Genomic DNA, 19447 nt, shown 5'->3' on the forward strand with positions numbered 1-19447 from the left:
GTGCTAAACCCGCCTCAGTCGGCGGGTTCAGCGTCTGGGGACGGGGCGCTTGTGGCGCTCAAATCCTCATGGGCATGACGACGTACTTGAACTTCGCGTTGTCCGGGATCGTGATCAGCGCCGAGCTGTTCGCATCGGCCAGCTCCATCTTCACCATGTCCTGGTCCATGTTGGCCAGCGCGTCGATGAGGTAGGTCACGTTGAAGCCGATCTCGATCGCGTCGCCGCCGTAATCGATGTCGAGCTCGTCGACGGCCTCTTCCTGCTCGGCGTTGTTCGATGCGACACGAAGCGTGCCCGGCTCGAGGTTCAGGCGCACGCCCTTGAACTTCTCGCTGGTCAGGATGGCCGTGCGCTGCAGGCTGGCCAGCAGCGGCGCGCGGCCCAGCGTCACCGTGTTCTTGTGGTTCTTCGGGATCACGCGGTTGTAGTCGGGGAACTTGCCCTCCACCAGCTTGGTGACGAACTCCATGCCGCCGAAGGAGAACTTGGCCTGGTTGTTCGCGAACTGCATCTCGATCGCGCCTTCGGCATCGGACAGCAGGCGCTGCATCTCCAGCACCGTCTTGCGGGGCAGGATCACCTCTTGCCGCGGCACTTCCACATCTAGGGTCGCATTGGCAAAAGCCAAGCGGTGGCCGTCAGTGGCCACCAGCGAAAGCTGCTTGCCTTCAGCGACGAACAGGATGCCGTTGAGGTAGTAGCGGATGTCGTGCACCGCCATCGCGAAACTCACCTGGTTCAACAGGTCCTTCAGCACCTTCTGCGGCACGCTGAACACGGGGCCGAAATTGGCGGCCTCCTGCACCAGCGGGAAGTCCTCGGCCGGCAGCGTCTGCAGCGTGAAGCGGCTCTTGCCGCCCTTGAGCAGCAGCTTGTTCTGGTTCGATTCGAGGCTGACCGTCTGGTCGGCCGGCATGGTGCGCAGGATGTCGATCAGCTTGCGCGCGCCCACGGTGGTGGTGAAGTTGCCGCTGTCGCCGCCCAGGTCGGCGGTGGTGCGGATCTGGATCTCGAGGTCGCTCGTCGTGAACTGCAGTTGCCCGCCGGTCTTGCGGATCAACACGTTGGCCAGGATCGGCAGCGTGTGCCGGCGCTCCACGATCCCCGCTACCGACTGCAGCACTCCCAGCACTTTGTCTTGCGTTGCCTTCAGGACGATCATGTCTTCCTCTTCCTCTTTTCTCTTTAATTCAATTAGCAGTAGTAGGTAAGGGGCCGCCCCCTTTGTGGACAACCGCTATTTTCGCCTGTTTCATCAGTCACTTACAGCCTGTGCCAGCCTGTTGGCGAGCGTGTTTTGTAGGAGGCGTCCGACAGGGATAACTTGGCCGCCGGGCCGCCCGCTGTGGACAACCGCCGGGTTGTGCCGGAACGCTCCACAGGGTTGGCGGCGGCCCATGTTTCAGCCTTTCAGCGTCTGTTCGAGCACGTGCAGCTGCTGGTTCAGCTCGGTCACGTTCTGGCGCTCGCTGGCGATCTTGCGCACGGCGTGCAGCACGGTGGTGTGGTCGCGCCCGCCGAAGAGCTCGCCGATCTCCGGCAGGCTTTTCTGGGTGAGCTCCTTGGCCAGGTACATGGCGATCTGCCGCGGCCGGGCGATCGAGGCCGGCCGCTTCTTCGAGTACATGTCGGCCACCTTGATCTTGTAGTAGTCGGCCACCGTCTTCTGGATGTTCTCGACCGAGATCTGGCGGTTCTGGATCGACAGCAGGTCCCTCAGGGCCTCGCGCGCCAGGGGGATCGACACTTCCTTCTGGTTGAAGCGGCTGTACGCCAGGATCTTGCGCAGGGCCCCTTCGAGCTCGCGCACGTTGGAGCGCACGTTCTTGGCCACGAAGAAGGCCACTTCCTCGGGCATCTCGGCGCTTTCGCTGCGGGCCTTGTTGATCAGGATGGCCACGCGCATCTCGAGCTCGGGCGGCTCGATGGCCACCGTCAGGCCCGAGTCGAAGCGGGAGATCAGGCGCTCGTGGATGTCGACCAGGCCCTTCGGATACGTATCCGAGGTCATGACGATGTGGCTTTTCTTGGCCAAAAGGGCCTCGAAGGCGTTGAAGAACTCCTCCTGGGTCCGGTCCTTGTTGGCGAAGAACTGGACGTCGTCGATCAGCAGCAGGTCCAGCGAGTGGTACTTGTCCTTGAACTCGTCGAAGGTCTTGCGCTGGTAGGCCTTGACCACATCGCTGACGAACTGCTCGGCGTGGATGTAGAGAACTTTCGAGCCCGGCTTGTCGGCCAGCAGCTTGTTGCCCACCGCGTGGACCAGGTGGGTCTTGCCCAGGCCGACCCCGCCGTAGATGAAGAGCGGGTTGTAGAGCTGCCCGGGCGTGCCCGACACATGCATGGCCGCGGCCCGCGCCATGCGGTTGGCCGTGCCCTCGACCAGGTTGTCGAAGGTCAGCGCCGTGTTCAGGCGGTTCTTGAAGCCGCCGGGCGGGATTTCACCTTCGATCTCCGGCGCCTCGACGACCGGGCCGACCTCGGAGTTGGCGGCGGCGGAGTAAGAGCGGGCCTGCGGCTCACGGATAGCCAGCGCTAACTCCAGCTGCACCGGTTGGCCGTAGATCTTCTCCAGCAGGGCCGCGATGCGGCCCGAATACTGGGCCCGGATCCAGTCCAGCTTGAAGCGGTTGGCGACGAAGAGCGTCACCCGGGAGAAGTCGTCCGAGACCTGTGCGGCCAGCGGTTTGATCCAGGTGTTGAACTGCTGCTCCGGCATCTCCTGGGCCAGCTGGTCCATGCATGCCTGCCACAAGCTATCGCCTGCGCCCAGGGCGGCCGTAGCCGCCAGGCTGTTTGATTGCCCCTCACTCATTCGGCAGTTGCCCTTGTGGATATAGTTGTTTTCGGAAAGCAGCGGATTCTAGATTGCACGCATGTTGTCCACAAAGACGTTTTGGCCATGAAGTTCTGCGGAATCGGAAAATTTCGGGCTTTGACAAGGATTCGGGGACGCGGTAGCCGATTGGCGGCCGGCTTGGCCGAAAGCCATTTTTTCTAGGATAATCATGGGTTTCCCGGAATAACGATCATGAAACGCACCTACCAACCCTCCAAAGTGCGCCGCGCCCGCACCCACGGCTTCCTGGTTCGCATGAAGACCCGTGGCGGCCGCGCCGTCATCAACGCCCGCCGCGCCAAGGGCCGCAAGCGCCTGGGCCTGTAAGCCAAGCGCGCCCGCGCGGCAGCTTGCATGCAGCGGCTGAAGACGCGGGCGCAGTTCGAGGCCGTCATGGCCGCCGGCATCGCCGCGCGCACCGCCCACTTCGCGCTGCACCGCATGCCGGCACCCGATCCCATCATCGGGGTCGTCCTTCCCAAGCGCTGGGCCAAACGCGCCGTCACGCGCAACACGATCAAGAGGCAGATCCACTCCGTGAGCGAAGCCGCGACGCTTCCCGCCGCCGCCTACATCGTGCGCCTGCGCTCGGCCTTCGATCGCACGCAGTTCGCGAGCGCCACGTCGGTGGCGCTCAAGCGCGCCGTGCGCGCCGAGCTGCAGCAACTCTTCGCGCAGGCCGCCGTATGAAGCGCCTGCTGATGGCGCTGGTGCGCGGCTGGCAGCTGACCTTCGGCGCCTGGCTGGGCCCCACCTGCCGCTTCACGCCCAGCTGCTCCGTCTATTCCATGCAGGCGCTCCAGCGTCACGGCGCCGTCGCCGGCACGTGGCTCACGGTCCACCGCATCGCGCGCTGCGGCCCGTGGTGCCAGGGCGGCGACGACCCGGTGCCGCTTGAAAAGCCGCGCCTCTTCACCCATCTCACGTCCACCCCGAACAAGAACAACTCATGACCGACATCCGACGCACGATCCTGTGGGTGATCTTCGGCTTCTCCATGGTGCTGCTGTGGGACCAATGGCAGGTCTTCAACGGCCACCCTGCCACCTTCTTCCCGCAGCCGGCGAAGCCATCCGCGAGCGCGCCCGCGCGCGCCGGCTCGTCCAGCGTGCCCTCGGCGTCCAGCGCCACGCCCGCGCCTGCGGGCGCCACCGCATCGACGGTGCCGGGCGCGCCGCCCACCGCGCCCGCCGCGGCCCAGGCCGAGAAGATCGTCGTCACCACCGACACCATGGTGCTGACCTTCAGCACCGAAGGCGGCTCGCTGGTGCGCACCGAGTTCCTCAAGGAACGCAGCGACGACCGCAAGTCAAACTTCGTGCTGCTCAATGAAGAAGCCGGCCACGTGTACGTGGCCGAGAGCGGCCTGATCGGCGGCGACTTCCCGAACCACAAGACGGTGATGGCCTTCAGCGGCGACAAGCAGCTGAAGGACGGCCAGGACGCCATGACCGTGCGCTTCGAGTCGCCCGAGAAGGGCGGCCTGAAGCTGGTGAAGACCTACACGCTCAAGCGCGGCTCGTACGAGGTGCAGGTCAAGCACGAGGTGATCAACACCGGCGCGCAGAGCGTCACGCCGCAGCTGTACCTGCAGATCGTGCGCGACACGAGCAAGCTGTCGTCGGGCTCGAGCTTCTATTCCACCTTCACGGGCCCCGCGGTCTACACGGGGGAGAAGCACTTCCAGAAGGTGGAGCTCGCCGACATCGACAAGAACAAGGCCGACTTCCAGAAGGAGTCGACCAGCGGCTACGTGGCCATGGTGCAGCACTACTTCGCCAGCGCCTGGATCCTGCCGCAGGGCACCAAGCGCGAGGTGTTCGTGCGCAAGCTGCCGGAGACGAGCAGCTACGCCGTGGGCATGATCGCGCCGCTGCCGCCCGTGGCCGCCGGCGGCAAGCAGGCGGTGGACGCGCGCTTCTTCGCCGGCCCCGAGGACGAGCGCGAGCTCGAGAAGATCGAGCCGGGCCTGGAGCTGGTGAAGGACTACGGCGTGTTCACCATCATCGCCAAGCCGCTGTACTGGCTGCTGGCCAAGCTGCACGGCTTCCTGGGCAACTGGGGCTGGTCGATCATGGCGCTGGTGCTGCTGATCAAGATCGCCTTCTATTGGCTGCAGGCCAAGGGTTACGAGAGCATGGCGAAGATGAAGGCCATCAACCCGAAGGTGATGGCCATCCGCGACCGCTACAAGGACGAGCCGCAGAAGATGCAGACGGAGATGATGCGGATCTACAAGGAGGAGAAGGTCAACCCGATGGGCGGCTGCTTCCCCATCCTGATCCAGATCCCCGTGTTCATCGCGCTGTACTGGGTGCTGCTGTCCAGCGTGGAGATGCGCGGCGCGCCCTGGATCCTGTGGATCAAGGACCTGGCCGAGCCCGACCCGTGGTTCATCCTGCCGGTGGTGATGACGATCTCGACGCTGATCCAGACCGCGCTGAACCCCGCGCCGCCCGACCCGGTGCAGGCCAAGATGATGTGGTTCATGCCGCTGGCGTTCTCGGTGATGTTCTTCTTCTTCCCGTCCGGCCTGGTGCTGTACTGGGTGACGAACAACATCCTGTCGATCGCCCAGCAGGCGCTGATCAACCACCGCATGGGCGTGCCCGTGCAGTTCAACCTGCCGAAGTTCAGCTGATGTGCTCGCTTCCCTGAACGACCCGATCGCCGCCATCGCCACGGCCCCCGGCCGCGGCGCGGTGGGGATCGTGCGGGTGTCGGGGAAGGACGTCGCTGCCGTCATCCAGGCGGTGTGCGGCCGCGCGCTCAAGCCGCGGGACGCGACCTACCTGAAATTCCTCGACGCCAGGGGCGAGCCGATCGACCAGGGCCTGGCGATCCACTTCCCCGCGCCGCATTCGTACACCGGCGAGGACGTGCTGGAGCTGCAGGCGCACGGCGGGCCCGTGGTGCTTCAGCTGCTGCTGGCGCGCTGCCTCGAAGCCGGCGCGGCCATGGGCCTGCGCGTGGCGCAGCCCGGGGAGTTCACGCAGCGCGCGTTCCTGAACGACAAGATCGACCTGGCGCAGGCCGAGGCGATCGCCGACCTCATCGACGCCAGCACCGAAGCCGCGGCGCGCAGCGCCAGCCGCTCGCTGGCCGGCGACTTCTCGCGCGAGATCCACGAGCTGCGCGATGCGCTGATCCACCTGCGCATGCTGGTTGAAGCCACGCTGGACTTCCCCGAAGAGGAAATCGACTTCCTGGAAAAGGCCGACGCGCAAGGCCAGCTCGATCGCCTGCGCGCGTCGCTCGCCGCCGTGCTGAAACACGCCAAGCAGGGCGCGTTGCTGCGCGAAGGCATCAACGTCGTGATCGCGGGCCAGCCGAACGCCGGCAAGAGCTCGCTGCTCAACGCGCTGGCCGGCGCCGAGCTCGCGATCGTTACGCCGATCCCCGGCACCACGCGCGACGTGGTGAGCGAGACCATCCAGATCGAAGGCGTGCCGCTGCACGTGATCGACACCGCGGGCCTGCGCGAGAGCAGCGACCATGTGGAGAAGATCGGCATCGAGCGCGCGTGGGGGCAGATCGAGCGGGCGGATGCCGTGCTGTTCCTGCACGACCTGACGCGCGCGGATGCGCCGGAATACCAGCAAGGGGATCGTGCGATCGCCGCACTGCTTCTGGAAAAGGTGACGGCGCCCGTCATCGACGTCTGGAACAAATCCGACGCCGCGCCTTCTTCGAAGCATGAAGGCGTCACGCTCTCCGCGAAGACGGGCGCCGGCCTCGACCTTCTCAGAAGCAAATTGCTCGAAGTCGCGGGCTGGCAAGCCGCACCCGAAGGCGTGTACATCGCCCGCGAACGCCACGTGCACGCGCTGCGCCGCGTCGAGTCGCACCTCGCGGAGGCGCATGCGCTGCTCGCGCAGCAGGCGCAGGCCCTGGACCTGCTCGCCGAGGAACTGCGACTGGCCCAGAACGCGCTGAACGAGATCACCGGCGCGTTTGGCGTCGAGGACCTGCTGGGCGTGATCTTCTCGAAATTCTGCATCGGCAAGTGAGCCACAATCGCGGCTCCTTACCCGGGAACCGCCCATGCCCACGAAGCACCTGTCCGCCCTCGGCCTGACGCTGGCCGCATCCCTTGCCTTCGCCGCACCGCCCGTCGCGCCGGTGCGCGACCAGGTCGAAACGCTGCACGGCGTCACCGTGCACGACCCCTACCGCTACTTCGAGAACGCCAAGGACCCCGAGGTCGCCGGCTGGATGAAGGCGCAAGGCGACTTCGCGCGCCAGCAGCTGGACGCCATCCCCGGCCGCGACGCGCTCCTCAAGCGCATCGTGCAGCTGTCGGACGCGCAGGGCGACGTCATCGGCTCGGTCGTGCGCATGCCCGGCGACAAGACCTTCTTCATGAAGCGCGTGAAGGGCGAGAAGCAGTTCAAGCTGGTGCTGCGCGAGCCCGGCCGCAAGGACCGCGTGCTGGTCGACCCGCAGCGCGAGCATGACCGCACCGGCGTGCCGCACGCCATCAACTTCTTCGTGCCCTCGTGGGACGCGACGCACGTGGCCTACGGCATGTCGGGCGGCGGCTCCGAAGAAGCGTCGCTCTACATCCTCAACGTGCAGACGGGCCAGCATGTCGGCAAGCCGATCCCCCGCGTGCACGAAGGCCTCATCAGCTGGCTGCCGGACTCGAAGTCGCTCACGTACAACCAGCTGCGGCAACTGAACGCCGAGGACGCCGAGACCGAGTACTACCTGGACTCCAAGGTGATGTGGCTCAAGCTCGGCGCGCCGGAAAACGAGGCAAAGGCCGTGTTCGGCCCGACGGTGAACAAGCAATTGGGCCTGGTGCGCCTGGACGTCGCGGGCATCACCTTCTCGCCGGGCAGCCCGTGGATGGTGGCGCGCACCACCGACACCACGCTGCCCGAAGGCAAGCTGTTCGTCGCGCGCGTGACCGACCTGGGCAACGGCGACGTGCCGTGGAAGCAGTTCGCCGGCTTCGACGACAAGATCGTCGACATCGACCTGAAGGGCGACGAGCTTTTCTTCCGCACGCACAAGGACGCGCCGCGCTACAAGGTGATGAAGCTCGACCTGCGCGAGCCGCAACTGGCGAAAGCGAAGGACATCGCGCTGCCGCCCGAAGGCGGCGTGATCGAAGGCTTCGCAACCGGCGCGCGCGAGCTGATGGCCGAAGTGCGCGAAGGAACGAGCATCGTGCTGCGCCGCTACGCCGCGAACGACACGCGCGGCCGCGCAGTGCCGCTGCCCGCCAAGGGCGCGGCTTTCCTCGTCGGCGATCCGGCGCGCGCGTACGGCGACTGGCTTTATCGCCTGACGTCGTGGACCACGCCGCAGCGCCTGATGAAGCTGCAAGGCGACCGCTCCAGCGACGCCGGCCTGCAGCCGTGGAAGAAGCTCACCGGCGTGCCGGAGCTGGAGATCGTCGACGCCAAGTGCCCGAGCTGGGACGGCACGCTGGTGCCCATGACGATCCTGCACGCCAAGGGCCTGAAGCGTGACGGCTCGCACCCCACGCTGGTCATGGGCTACGGCTCCTACGGTTTCTCCGAGACCGCGTACTACGACACCTCGCGCTACGCCTGGATCGAGCGCGGCGGCGTCATCGCGCACGTCAACGTGCGAGGCAGCGGCGTGTACGGCGACACCTGGCGCTACGCCGGCTTCAAGCAGACCAAGGCCAACACCTGGAAGGACGGCGTGGCCTGCACGCAGTACCTGATCGCGCAGGGCTACGCCACGCCCAGGACCATGGGCATCTGGGGCGCGAGCGCCGGCGGCATCTTCGTCAACCGCGCCGTGATCAGCGCGCCGCAGCTGTACGCCGCGGCCGTGTCCGAGGTGGGCGTGGTCGATGCGCTGCGCGCCGAGGAAAGCGCCAACGGCATCACCAACATCTCCGAGTTCGGCAGCTACAAGGACGCGAAGGAATTCCCGTCGCTGCTGGACATGAGCGCCTACCACCAGATCAAGGACGGCACGGCCTACCCCGCGCTGCTGTTCATCCACGGCCTGAACGACCCGCGCGTGGATGCGTGGCAAAGCGCCAAGGGTGTCGCGCGCTACCAGGTCGCCACCACCAGCAGCAAGCCGGTGCTGCTGCGCCTCGATGCGCAGGCCGGCCACGGCATCGGCAGCACGGTGACCCAGCGCCAGCAAGTGCGCGCGGACATGTATGCCTTCCTGCTGTGGCAGATGGGGCTGCTGCCGGCGCGTTGAGCGCAGTTACAACTCCCGGCTCTGCCGTTTCAGGTGTAAGCGGGCGTCAGCGCCCCTTCTCCTAGCCCAGCGGTGCGGGTAACGTGACAAATGTCATGAACGCACCCCTTCGCAACCCCATCAAGTTCGACGTGCAGGGCCTGATGAAGGTCATCGCGGAGAACGACACGAGCGACGCTTTCTCTCCCAAGCTGTCGACGGCCCAATGGGACATGCTGGGCAGCTACCTGCAGCCCTTCGCCGTCACCGGCGGCCAGGTGCTGATCCAGCAAGGTGCGGAGGACCGCACGCTGTACCTCGTGGAGACGGGCAGCCTCACCGTGCACTACGAAGACAGCAAGGGCCGGCTGCGTCTGGCGGTGATCAACCCCGGCTCCGCCGTCGGCGAAGGCGCCTTCTTCAGCCGCAACCCGCGCAGCGCCACGGTGCAGGCTTCGGGCACCAGCAAGATCTGGAGCCTGACGCCCCTGCGCTTTTCGGAGTTGAGCAAGCGCCAGCCCGAGGTCGCCCTCGAGCTCGCCATGGCGCTTGGTTCGCTGGTGTCCCGGCGCCTGGCCAACAAGCCGCGCCGGATGGCCGTCACCTGACCGGCCCGCGCCCGCCCCTTTGCCGCACTGCGGCAACTTTTTCACGGACTTCGCACCGGCGTGTCTCGACGCCGCCCGGGCGGCGCCAAATAATGCCTCCGTGGCGTGGCTTCACGTCTAAACTCCCCTTCCCGGCTAACGAAAGTGTTCGTTCCGGCCCCCCGTCCCAGCGAAAGGGCCCCCATGTCCTTGTTTTCCTGGATGTTCCCGGCCAAGAAGCCGGCCAAGCCAGCGCTCCCCGAAAGCTCGGGCCTGTCGCGCATGGAGCCGACGCGCCCCGTGCGCCGCGGCGCGCGCGAAGTCATCAACGACAACAACGCGCAGCCCGCCAACCGCAAGCATGAACGCATGGCGCGGCGCGAGCTGCTGTACGCCGTGGTGCGCGAAGCCATGGTGCGCGCCGGCGTGCTGTCGGCCAGCTACAAATTCAAGGTGCTGTCGCTGGACGGCCGCGGCCGCCAGTTCCTGGTGATGATCGACCTGTCGCGCGACTGCGCGGTGGCCACGCCGCAGCTCGCGGAGATCGAAGCCATGATCGCCCAGGGCGCGAAGATGCGGCACGACATCCTGGTGTCCGCCGTGTACTGGCGCATGAGTGAGCACGTCGCGGTGGGCGACCCCAAGCAGCCCGCCGCCGCCGCCGCCGCGCAGGCCGACTCGCAGCCGATCCCGCTCGATTCCGAGCCCGCCGCCCTGGAGGCCAAGCCCGTCACGCGCTCGCGCTACGAGCCCATCGGCCAGGACGAGGTGGCGGCCTTCAAGCAGGCCATGGCCGCCGGCGTGCAGAACCCCGCCGCCGCGGCCGCCGCCGCCACCGGGGTGGCCCACGGCGCCAGCGCCACGTCCTTCGACGGCAACACGGTGCACGGCCCGCAAAGCTACACGCTGCTCACCGGCTTCGAGGACACCGAAGTCGCGAGCGACGACGTGCGCACGCCGGTGCTCTCCGGCACGCAATACGGCGAACTGAACTAGCAGCCCGCACGGCCCGCGCCCGTGACGGGCGTTGCCACGCCGTTGCGCTGACGTCAAACTTACAACAACGCGGGAGACAAGCCATGAAGGTGGAGCAACTGGTCGAGGCCATCGCCAAGCTCGACGCCAAGGACGCGCTGCAATGCCGCCTGACGGTGGACGAGTGGAAGTCGCTCGCGCCCTACCTGTCGGTGCGTTTCCTGCGCCCGGGCGACCCGCTGATGGAAGAAGGCGACTGCGAGCGCGAGTTCTTCATCCTGGCCGACGGCGAACTCGAAGTGAGCGTCGCCGGCAATGTGATCGCCACGCTGATGCCCGGCACCGTGGTCGGCGAAGGCACCTTCTTCTCGGGCCAGCCGCGCAGCGCCACCGTCACGCCATCGACGCCCGGCGTCGCGTGGAGCCTGCACTGGGACAAGTTCGACGCCATGAGCGACAAGCAGCCCAAGCTGGCGATCCACCTCGTCAAGGGGCTGGCGGCCGTGCTCGCCGTGCGCATGCGCGAAGCCCTGCTGGTCGGGCACTTCGCCTAGCCGCGCAACAGCCTCTCTTCGGCCATCGCCAGCGTCTCGGGCCGGCCCGAGAGCACCAGCGTGTCGCCATCGGCCAGCGGCGAGCCGTCGTCGGGCTGCAAGGCCTTGCCGTCGGGGCCGCGGCGGCTGACGATGCGCACGCCGATGGCGTTCAAGGCCAGCTGGTCGAGCGCGCGGCCCACCGCGCCCGCCTCGGGCGGCAGCGTCACCGTGGACAGGCGCTCCTGTTCGATCTCGTCGGCGGTGTCGTCGTCGGCGCCGTGGAAGTAGCCGCGCAGCAGGCTGTACCGCGCATCGCGCTGGTCCTGCACGATGCGGATCACGCGGCGCATGGGCACGCCCACCAGCGCCAGGGCGTGGCTGGCCAGCATCAGCGAGCCTTCGAGCAATTCGGGCACCACCTCGGTGGCGCCGGCGGCCTGCAGCTTCTCCAGGTCGCGGTCGTCCTGCGTGCGCACGATCACCGGCACCTGCGCCGCGTGGCTGCGCACGTTGGATATCACGCGGATCGCGCCGCCGACGTCGAGGTAGGTGACGACCACCGCACTGGCGCGCGCCAGGCCCGCGGCCACCAGCGCCTGCAGGCGTGCGGCGTCGCCGAACACCACCTGCTCGCCGGCTGCGGTGGCCTGCCGCACGCGGTCGGGGTCCAGGTCGAGCGCGATGTACGGGATGTTCTCGCCCTCGAGCATGCGCGCCAGGTTCTGGCCGCAGCGGCCGTAGCCGCAGATGATCACGTGCTTGTTCTGGTTGATCGAACGCCGCGCGATGGTGGTCATCTGCAGCGACTGCAGCATCCACTCGCTGGCCACCAGCTTCATCACCACGCGGTTGGCGTACATGATCATGAAGGGCGTGGCCAGCATGGAGATCACCATGCTCGCGAGGATCGGGTTGACCAGCGGCGCCGGCACCAGCTTGCTTTGCAGCGCCAGCGTCAGCAGCACGAAGCCGAACTCGCCGGCCTGCGCCAGGTAGATGCCGGTGCGCAGCGCCACGCCGGTGGTCGCGCCGAACATGCGGGCCAGCAGCGTCACCAGCGCCAGCTTGAAGAACACCGGCACCGTGACCATCAGCAGCACCAGGCCCCAGCGATCGAACACCAGGCGCCAGTCCAGCATCATGCCGATGGAGATGAAGAAGATGCCCAGCAGCACGTCGTGGAAGGGCCGGATGTCGGTTTCCACCTGGTGCTTGTACTCGGTCTCCGAGATCAGCATGCCGGCGATGAAGGCGCCCAGCGCCAGCGACAGGCCCGCGAGTTCCGTGATCCACGCCAGCCCGAGCGTGACGAAGAGCAGGTTCAGCACGAAGAGCTCCTCGCTCTTGCGCCGCGCCACCAGCGTCAGCCACCAACGCATCACGCCCTGGCCGCCGACCAGCAGCAGCAGGATCACGACCGTGGCCTTGACTGCGGCGATGCCCAGGTCGGCGAACAGGCGCTCGGGCGGGCTCGACAGCGCCGGGATCAGCACCAGGAGGGGCACCACCGCCAAATCCTGGAACAGGAGCACGCCCATCACGCGCTTGCCGTGCTCGGTCTCCAGCTCGAGCCGGTCGGCCAGCATCTTCACCACCACCGCCGTGCTGCTCATGGCCAGCGCGCCCGACAGCGCGACGGCGGTGCGCCAGTCCATCTTCCACAGCGTGGGCGCCAGCGCGCTCAGGAAGAGCGAGCCGATGGTGCCGAGGACGATGGTGAGCACGACCTGCGACAGCCCCAGCCCAAACACGTGCTGGCGCATGGCGCGCAGCTTGGGCAGGTTGAATTCCAGCCCGATCACGAACATCAGGAACACCACGCCGAACTCGCCGATGTGGCGCAGCGCGTCCGAGTGCTCGCCCAGCGCCAGCGCGTGCGGGCCGACCAGCACGCCCACCACCAGGTAGCCCAGCATGGGCGGGAGCTTGAGGCTGCGGAAGACCACCACGCCGAGCACTGCAGCGAGCAGGTACAGCAGCGTCAGTTCCAGGGTGGTCATGGCCGCATGCTACCAAGCGCGGACGACGGGCCTCGATAGAATCCCGCCATGACACCGGACCGCGAGCGGGCGCTGCGCCTGGCCCAGGAAACCTTCGACATCGAGGCCGCCGCGGTGCTGGGCCTGAAGCAGCGCACCGGGGAGTCGTTCGCGCGCGCGGTGGAGAAGATGCTGGCGGTGCGCGGCCGCGTCGTGGTGATGGGCATCGGCAAGAGCGGGCACATCGCGCGCAAGATCGCGGCCACGCTCGCCTCCACCGGCACGCCGGCGATGTTCGTGCACCCGGCCGAGGCCAGCCACGGTGACCTGGGCATGATCAAGCCGATCGATCTGGTGCTGGCCGTCTCCAACAGCGGCGAGGTCGACGAAGTGACCACGCTATTGCCCGTGATCAAGCGCCTGGGGTCCACGCTGATCGCGATGACGGGCAATCTGCAGTCGACGCTCGCGCGCCACGCCGACATCGTGCTGGACAGCGGCGTGGAAAAGGAAGCCTGCCCGCTGCAGCTCGCGCCGACCGCCAGCACCACCGCGCAGCTCGCGCTGGGCGATGCACTGGCGGTGGCGCTGCTCGATGCGCGCGGCTTCCGCACCGAGGACTTCGCGCGCTCGCATCCCGGCGGCGCGCTGGGGCGCAAATTGCTCACGCATTTGTCGGACGTGATGCGCACCGGCGACGCGGTGCCGCGCGTGTCGGCGCAGACGGCCTTCCCCGACCTGATGCGCGAGATGAGCGCCAAGGGCCTGGGCGCATCGGCGGTGACCGACGCCAACGGCAAGGTACTGGGCATCTTCACCGACGGCGACCTGCGCCGCCTGATCGAAAAGGGCGTGGACCTGCGCAGCTCCACCGCCGGCGACGTGATGCACACCAAGCCCAAGACCATCCACCGCAACGCGCTCGCCGCCGAAGCCGCTCAGCTGATGGAGCAGGCCCGCATCACCAGCGTGCTGGTGGTGGACGACGGCGGCATCCTGGTGGGCGCCGTCAACAGCAACGACCTGATGCGCGCCAAGGTGATCTGATGGCCGCACCTGCGCTGAACTTCGCGCCCGAACTCCTGCTGGCGGCGCAAGGCGTGCGCGTGGCCTTCTTCGACGTCGACGGCGTGCTCACCGACGGCGGCCTGTACCTGGGCGAGGCGGGCGAGCCGCTCAAGCGCTTCAACATCCTCGACGGCCTGGGCCTGAAGCTCATCGCGCAGGTCGGCATCACGCCCGTGGTGATCACGGGCCGCGATTCGCCGGCGCTGCGCGCGCGCGTCGCGGCACTGGGCATCGTGCACGCGCATTACGGCGCCGAACAGAAACTCGCGAAGGCGGAAGACACGCTCAAGCAACTGGGTGCGGGCTGGCGCGAAGCCGCGGGCATGGGCGACGACTGGCCCGACCTGCCGGTGCTCAGGCGCTGCGCGTTCGCCTGCGCGCCGGCGAACGCACACGCCGAAGTCAAGGCCATTGCGCACCACGTGACGGCGGCGACGGGCGGCCACGGCGCCGCGCGCGAGTTCTGCGACCTGCTGCTGGTGGCCAGCGGCAAGTACGCGGGCCTGCTGGAGGGCTACGCGTGATCGTCGGCGGCTTCATCCAGGGCCAGCCGTCGGGGCGCATGTTCCGCGCCGGCTGGGAGCGCATCTCGGTCTACCTGCCGGTGATCCTGATGGGCCTGATCGCGCTGCTCACGTACTGGCTGGCGCGCAACACGCCCACGCTCGGGCCCGAGCAGACCAAGGCCGCGGCCACGCACGACCCGGACCAGTTCATGCGCCGCTTCTCGGTGAAGTCCTTCGATGCGAGCGGGCGCCTGAAGACCGAATTGCACGGCGCGGAAGCGCGCCACTACCCCGACACCGACACCACCGAGATCGACCAGCCGCGCCTGCGCTCGATCAACGAGCGCGGCGCCGTCACCGTGGCCACCGCGAAGGCGGCGATCAGCAACGCCGACGGCTCCGAGGTGCAATTGATGGGCGAAGCCGTCGTGACGCGCGCGGCGTACACCGACGCCACGGGCCGCGCGCAGCCCCGCGTCGAGATCCGCAGCGAGTACCTGCACGTGTTCGTGAACACCGAGCGCATCACGTCGAACAAGCCGGTGGAGATCCTGCGCGGCGACGACCGCCTGGCCGGCGAGGGCATGGCCTTCGACAACGTGTCGCAGCAGCTGGACATGCAAGGCCGCGTCCGCGCGCAGATCCAGCCGCGCTGACGCCCATGGCCGGCCCGCTCGTCTTCATCACCGGCGCTTCCAGCGGCATCGGCCAGGCGCTGGCGCGGCGCTACTACGACGCGGGCTGGCGCCTCGCGCTCGCGGCGCGGCGCACGGGCGAGATCGAACAATGGGCGCAGGCGCAGCGGCTCGATGCCCAGCGCTACGCGGTCTACGCCGCGGATGTCGCCGACACCGACAGCATCGTCGGCGCCGGTGCGCGGTGCATCGAGCAACAGGGCGTGCCCGACGTGGTGATCGCCAACGCGGGCATCAGCATCGGCGTGGACACCGAGGAGCGCGGCGACATCGAGGTGATCGCCCGCACTTTCGCCACCAACAATATCGGCCTGGCCGCGACCTTCCATCCCTTCATCGCCGGCATGAGGCGGCGCGGCTCGGGGCGGCTGGTGGGCATCGGCAGCGTCGCCGGCATCCGCGGCCTGCCGGGGCACGGCGCGTACTGCGCCAGCAAGGCCGGCGTGATCAGCTACTGCGAGAGCCTGCGCGGCGAGCTGCGCGCCAGCGGCGTGAAGGTGGTGACGATCTGCCCCGGCTACATCGACACGCCGCTCACGCGCGAGAACCGCTACTCGATGCCCTTCCTGATGAAGGCCGAGGATTTCGCCGACCGCGCCTTCCGCACGATCGAGGCGGGCACGAGCTACCGCGTGATCCCGTGGCAGATGGGCGTGGTCGCCAAGCTGCTGCGCGCATTGCCAAACGCGCTGTACGACCGCGCGCTGGCGGGGCGGCCGAGGAAGCACCGGCAAAAGGACAAATGAAAAGGGGCCCGAAGGCCCCTTTGTCTTTGGCGAAGCAGCTGGATCAGTAGCCGCCGCGGTTGCCACCGCCGCCGCCGCCGCGCGGGCCGGAGCCGTACGGGCTGCGGAAGCCGCCGTCGTTGCCGCCACCACCGCCGCCGCCACGGCCGCCGTAGCCGCCACCGCCGCCTTCGCGACGGCCGCCGCCACCACCGCCACCACCGTAGCCGCCGCCACCGCCGCCGCCGTAACCACCACCGCCGCCGCCGCCGTAGCCGCCGCCACCGCCACGCGGGCGGTTTTCCATCGGACGCGCTTCATTGACGACGACGCTGCGGCCGCCCAGGGGCTGGCCGTTCATGCCGTTGATGGCTGCTTGCGCCTCGGCATCCGATCCCATCTCGACGAAGCCGAAGCCCTTCGAGCGGCCGGTGTCGCGCTCCATCATCACCTTGGCGCTGGTGACGGAACCGAACTGGCCGAAGGCTTGCTCCAGGTCGTTGTCGCGAACGGAATACGGCAGGTTGCCGACGTAAAGTTTGTTGCCCATCGAGGGACTCCTGAAAAAACGAACACTGGCGCGATGGAGTCCCGAGAACGCAGGCCACCGCCGAGGTGGCTGGAGAAGCGAAACACTGACCTGATCACCGCAATCTGCGCGTGACGTACTGCTGGCACGCGATGCCATTATGAGCAGATATTCCGGCGGCGTGCAGCCCTGCCGGGTACCGGAAGCGGTCGAAAACCCTGAATCCGCACCCGTTCCTGCCGCTTTCTGTAGCGCTTTTGTTGCTTTTTGGCCTCCGGGGCTACTCATCCAGCCCCCCGGGATGAAACCGCCGTGGGGAGACTGACAGCTTCGCGCGTCTAGACTGCGCGGCCCCGCATGGAAGCCTTCCTCGTCTCCACCGGCCTCGTCGCCCTCGCTGAAATCGGTGACAAGACCCAGCTGCTGTCCCTGGTCCTCGCCGCCCGCTTTCGCAAGCCCTGGCCGATCGCCGCCGGCATCTTCGTGGCCACCTTGTTCAACCACGCGCTGGCCGGCGCGGCCGGCGCCTGGCTCACCACGCTGCTGGGCCCGCAGGTGCTGCGCTGGATCCTGGCGGCCTCGTTCATCGCCATGGCCGTGTGGATGCTCATTCCCGACAAGCTCGACGCGGGCGAGCAGGAACGCGCCTCCCACCTGGGCGTGTTCGGCACCACGCTCATCGCCTTCTTCTTCGCCGAGATGGGCGACAAGACCCAGGTGGCCACCGTGATGCTGGCGGCGCGCTTCCCGAACTGGGTCGCGGTGGTCGGCGGAACGACACTGGGGATGATGCTGGCCAACGTGCCGGTGGTGTGGTTCGGCGAGCGCGCGACGCGGGCCGTGCCGATCCGCGCCGTGCACGTGGTCTCCGCGGTGATCTTCCTCGCGCTCGGGGTGGCGGCATTGATCGTTTAGGTATACTTCCGCCAGCGCCGATTTGCTTCCGCTTGCGGGCGCTTAACCAAATGCAGCTAAAGACGAAGCCCGACGAGAGCCCGGCATCGTGTTTAGCGATCCGGGTTTTTGCTTTTTCGCCATGCCGCTCGTCGCCACACCGCAAACGATGTCCTTCGAAGCGCCGCTCGCGCTGCAAAGCGGCGCGTCCATCCGCGGCTATTCGCTGGCCTACGAGACCTACGGCACGCTCAATGCGGACAAGAGCAATGCGGTCCTGATCTGCCACGCGCTCAACGCGTCGCACCACGTGGCGGGTGTCTACGCGGACCAGCCCGACAACGTGGGCTGGTGGGACACCATGATCGGCCCCGGCAAGCCGGTGGACACCGACCGCTTCTTCGTCATCGGCGTGAACAACCTGGGCTCGTGCTTCGGCTCGACGGGCCCCATGCATGTGAACCCCGACACCGGCCGCGTGTACGGCGCCGACTTCCCGGTGGTGACGGTGGAAGACTGGGTGGATGCGCAGGCGCGACTGCTCGACGGCCTCGGCATCGAAACGCTCGCCGCGGTCATGGGCGGCAGCCTGGGCGGCATGCAGGCGCTGTCGTGGACGCTGCAATACCCCGAACGTGTGCGCCACGCGGTGGTGGTCGCCAGCGCGCCCAACCTCAACGCCGAGAACATCGCCTTCAACGAGGTGGCGCGCCGCGCCATCGTCACCGACCCCGATTTCCACGGCGGCCATTTCTACGAGCGCCGCGTCATCCCCAAGCGCGGCCTGCGCATCGCCCGCATGATCGGCCACATCACGTACCTGTCGGACGACGTGATGAACGAGAAGTTCGGCCGCGAGCTGCGCGACGGCATCGACCTGAAGTACTCCACGCAGGACATCGAGTTCCAGATCGAGAGCTACCTGCGCTACCAGGGCGACAAGTTCAGCGAGTACTTCGACGCCAACACCTACCTGCTGATCACGCGCGCGCTCGATTACTTCGACCCCGCCAAGCGCCACGGCGGCAACCTCGCCAAGGCCCTGGCCGTGGCGCGCGCCAAGTTCCTGCTCGTGAGCTTCAAGACCGACTGGCGCTTCACCTCGGCGCGCAGCCGCGAGCTCGTCAAGGCGCTGCTGCACAACAGGCGCGACGTGAGCTACGCCGAGATCGACGCGCCGCACGGCCACGACGCCTTCCTGCTGGACGACGAGCGCTACATGGGCGTGGTGCGGGCCTACTTCGACGGCATCGCGAAGGAGGGCGCATGAGCGACCGCACCACCATGGAGGTGATCGCGAGCCTCGTGCCGCAGGGTTCGCGCGTGCTCGACCTGGGCTGCGGCGACGGCGCGCTGCTGGAGCTGCTGCAGCGCGAGCGCGGCTGCAGCGGCTACGGCGTGGAGATCGACGACGCGAACCTGCTGGCCTGCGCGAAGCGGGGCGTCAACGTCATCCAGCTGAACCTCGACGAAGGCCTGTCGATGTTCGAGGACGCGTCGTTCGACGTCGTGCTGCAGGTGGACACGCTGCAGCACCTGCGCAACGCCGAGACCATGCTGGTGGAGACGGCGCGCGTCGGCCGCACGGGCATCGTCGCCTTCCCCAACTTCGCGCACTGGCCCAACCGCCTGGCGATCCTGCGCGGGCGCATGCCGGTGACCAAGCGCCTGCCCTACCAGTGGTACGACACGCCCAACATCCGCGTGGGCACCTTCAAGGACTTCGAGGTGCTGGCGACCAAGAACCGGTTGGCGATCCTCGACGCCTTCGGCCTGCAGGAGGGCCGCGAGGTGCGCGTGCTGCCGAATGCCCGCGCCTCGACCGCGGTGTTCAAGTTCGAGCGCGGTTGATGCGCTAACATCGCGGCATCGGGATCACAGCCTCCCGTTCCCTCCCGGGGGATAGACGGTGTCCCGTCCAAGCGCTGGCAACT

The 19447-nt window shown here is 67.6% G+C and carries 20 protein-coding genes; 16 read left to right on the plus strand and 4 right to left on the minus strand.

Features of this window, described 5'->3' with window-relative positions:
- Nucleotides 1-58 precede the first annotated feature (58 nt).
- Both dnaN and dnaA read right to left on the minus strand, forming a co-directional pair.
- Complete coding sequence (dnaN, locus tag WG903_RS03805) at nt 59-1165, minus strand: DNA polymerase III subunit beta (protein WP_340072893.1); 1107 nt, start codon at nt 1163-1165, stop codon at nt 59-61.
- A gap of 240 nt (nt 1166-1405) precedes the next feature.
- Complete coding sequence (gene dnaA, locus WG903_RS03810; protein WP_340072894.1) at nt 1406-2818, minus strand: chromosomal replication initiator protein DnaA; 1413 nt, start codon at nt 2816-2818, stop codon at nt 1406-1408.
- A gap of 216 nt (nt 2819-3034) precedes the next feature.
- On the opposite strand from dnaA, the gene rpmH reads away from it, so the two are divergent.
- From rpmH to WG903_RS03855, 9 genes are all read left to right on the plus strand, one after another.
- Complete coding sequence (rpmH, locus tag WG903_RS03815) at nt 3035-3169, plus strand: 50S ribosomal protein L34 (RefSeq protein WP_029463016.1); 135 nt, start codon at nt 3035-3037, stop codon at nt 3167-3169.
- A gap of 27 nt (nt 3170-3196) precedes the next feature.
- Nucleotides 3197-3532 (plus strand): ribonuclease P protein component, encoded by a 336-nt coding sequence (locus WG903_RS03820; protein ID WP_340072895.1) that lies wholly within the window; start codon nt 3197-3199, stop codon nt 3530-3532.
- Entirely contained in the window at nt 3529-3795 is a 267-nt protein-coding gene (gene yidD, locus WG903_RS03825; RefSeq protein ID WP_340072896.1) for a membrane protein insertion efficiency factor YidD, read from the plus strand. Before WG903_RS03820 ends, yidD begins: the two co-directional genes overlap by 4 nt.
- Nucleotides 3792-5483, plus strand: coding sequence for a membrane protein insertase YidC (yidC, locus tag WG903_RS03830; protein ID WP_340072897.1), 1692 nt, complete (start codon nt 3792-3794; stop codon nt 5481-5483). Before yidD ends, yidC begins: the two co-directional genes overlap by 4 nt.
- Before the next feature lies 1 nt (nt 5484).
- Complete coding sequence (gene mnmE / locus WG903_RS03835; RefSeq protein ID WP_340072898.1) at nt 5485-6852, plus strand: tRNA uridine-5-carboxymethylaminomethyl(34) synthesis GTPase MnmE; 1368 nt, start codon at nt 5485-5487, stop codon at nt 6850-6852.
- A gap of 34 nt (nt 6853-6886) precedes the next feature.
- Nucleotides 6887-9040 (plus strand): prolyl oligopeptidase family serine peptidase, encoded by a 2154-nt coding sequence (locus WG903_RS03840; protein WP_340072899.1) that lies wholly within the window; start codon nt 6887-6889, stop codon nt 9038-9040.
- A 95-nt stretch (nt 9041-9135) separates the two neighbouring features.
- The gene (locus WG903_RS03845) at nt 9136-9627 is read left to right on the plus strand and encodes a Crp/Fnr family transcriptional regulator (RefSeq protein ID WP_340072900.1); all 492 of its coding nucleotides are present in this window, start codon (nt 9136-9138) and stop codon (nt 9625-9627) included.
- Nucleotides 9628-9810: 183 nt separating this feature from the next.
- Nucleotides 9811-10602, plus strand: a complete 792-nt coding sequence (locus tag WG903_RS03850; RefSeq protein WP_340072901.1) for a hypothetical protein — start codon at nt 9811-9813, stop codon at nt 10600-10602.
- 83 nt (nt 10603-10685) lie between these two features.
- Nucleotides 10686-11135 (plus strand): Crp/Fnr family transcriptional regulator, encoded by a 450-nt coding sequence (locus WG903_RS03855; RefSeq protein WP_340072902.1) that lies wholly within the window; start codon nt 10686-10688, stop codon nt 11133-11135.
- Here the strand turns inward: WG903_RS03855 and WG903_RS03860 are convergent.
- Nucleotides 11132-13117: a cation:proton antiporter gene (locus tag WG903_RS03860; protein WP_340072903.1), complete on the minus strand. Its 1986-nt coding sequence runs from the start codon at nt 13115-13117 to the stop codon at nt 11132-11134. The two genes, WG903_RS03855 and WG903_RS03860, sit on opposite strands and share 4 nt — an antisense overlap.
- 48 nt (nt 13118-13165) lie before the next feature.
- Here WG903_RS03860 and WG903_RS03865 point away from each other — a divergent pair, with 48 nt between their 5' ends.
- Genes WG903_RS03865 through WG903_RS03880 form a run of 4 tightly spaced genes read left to right on the plus strand, consistent with a single transcriptional unit; the run spans nt 13166 to nt 16111 of the window.
- Entirely contained in the window at nt 13166-14143 is a 978-nt protein-coding gene (locus WG903_RS03865; protein ID WP_340072904.1) for a KpsF/GutQ family sugar-phosphate isomerase, read from the plus strand.
- The gene (locus tag WG903_RS03870; RefSeq protein WP_340072905.1) at nt 14143-14688 is read left to right on the plus strand and encodes a KdsC family phosphatase; all 546 of its coding nucleotides are present in this window, start codon (nt 14143-14145) and stop codon (nt 14686-14688) included. The genes WG903_RS03865 and WG903_RS03870 overlap by 1 nt, the downstream gene beginning before the upstream one ends.
- On the plus strand, nt 14685-15326 hold the full coding sequence (lptC, locus tag WG903_RS03875) for an LPS export ABC transporter periplasmic protein LptC (protein WP_340072906.1): 642 nt from the start codon (nt 14685-14687) through the stop codon (nt 15324-15326). Before WG903_RS03870 ends, lptC begins: the two co-directional genes overlap by 4 nt.
- 5 nt (nt 15327-15331) lie before the next feature.
- Nucleotides 15332-16111 carry an SDR family oxidoreductase gene (locus WG903_RS03880; RefSeq protein WP_445263574.1) on the plus strand — a complete coding sequence of 260 codons (780 nt, stop codon included), beginning with the start codon at nt 15332-15334 and terminating at the stop codon, nt 16109-16111.
- A 43-nt stretch (nt 16112-16154) separates the two neighbouring features.
- Here WG903_RS03880 and WG903_RS03885 read toward each other — a convergent pair whose 3' ends face one another.
- Nucleotides 16155-16640, minus strand: coding sequence for an RNA recognition motif domain-containing protein (locus tag WG903_RS03885; RefSeq protein WP_340072907.1), 486 nt, complete (start codon nt 16638-16640; stop codon nt 16155-16157).
- Between the two features lie 336 nt (nt 16641-16976).
- Between WG903_RS03885 and WG903_RS03890 the strand changes: the two genes are divergently transcribed.
- The 3 genes from WG903_RS03890 to metW all read left to right on the plus strand — a co-directional run bounded on the left by WG903_RS03890 (nt 16977) and on the right by metW (nt 19364).
- Entirely contained in the window at nt 16977-17534 is a 558-nt protein-coding gene (locus WG903_RS03890; protein ID WP_340072908.1) for a TMEM165/GDT1 family protein, read from the plus strand.
- A 121-nt stretch (nt 17535-17655) separates the two neighbouring features.
- Complete coding sequence (gene metX, locus WG903_RS03895; protein WP_340072909.1) at nt 17656-18783, plus strand: homoserine O-succinyltransferase MetX; 1128 nt, start codon at nt 17656-17658, stop codon at nt 18781-18783.
- Nucleotides 18780-19364, plus strand: coding sequence for a methionine biosynthesis protein MetW (metW, locus tag WG903_RS03900; RefSeq protein WP_340072910.1), 585 nt, complete (start codon nt 18780-18782; stop codon nt 19362-19364). Before metX ends, metW begins: the two co-directional genes overlap by 4 nt.
- Nucleotides 19365-19447: the final 83 nt, after the last annotated feature.

It is taken from the genome of Ramlibacter sp. PS4R-6 (assembly GCF_037572775.1).
Classification (GTDB): domain Bacteria; phylum Pseudomonadota; class Gammaproteobacteria; order Burkholderiales; family Burkholderiaceae_C; genus Ramlibacter.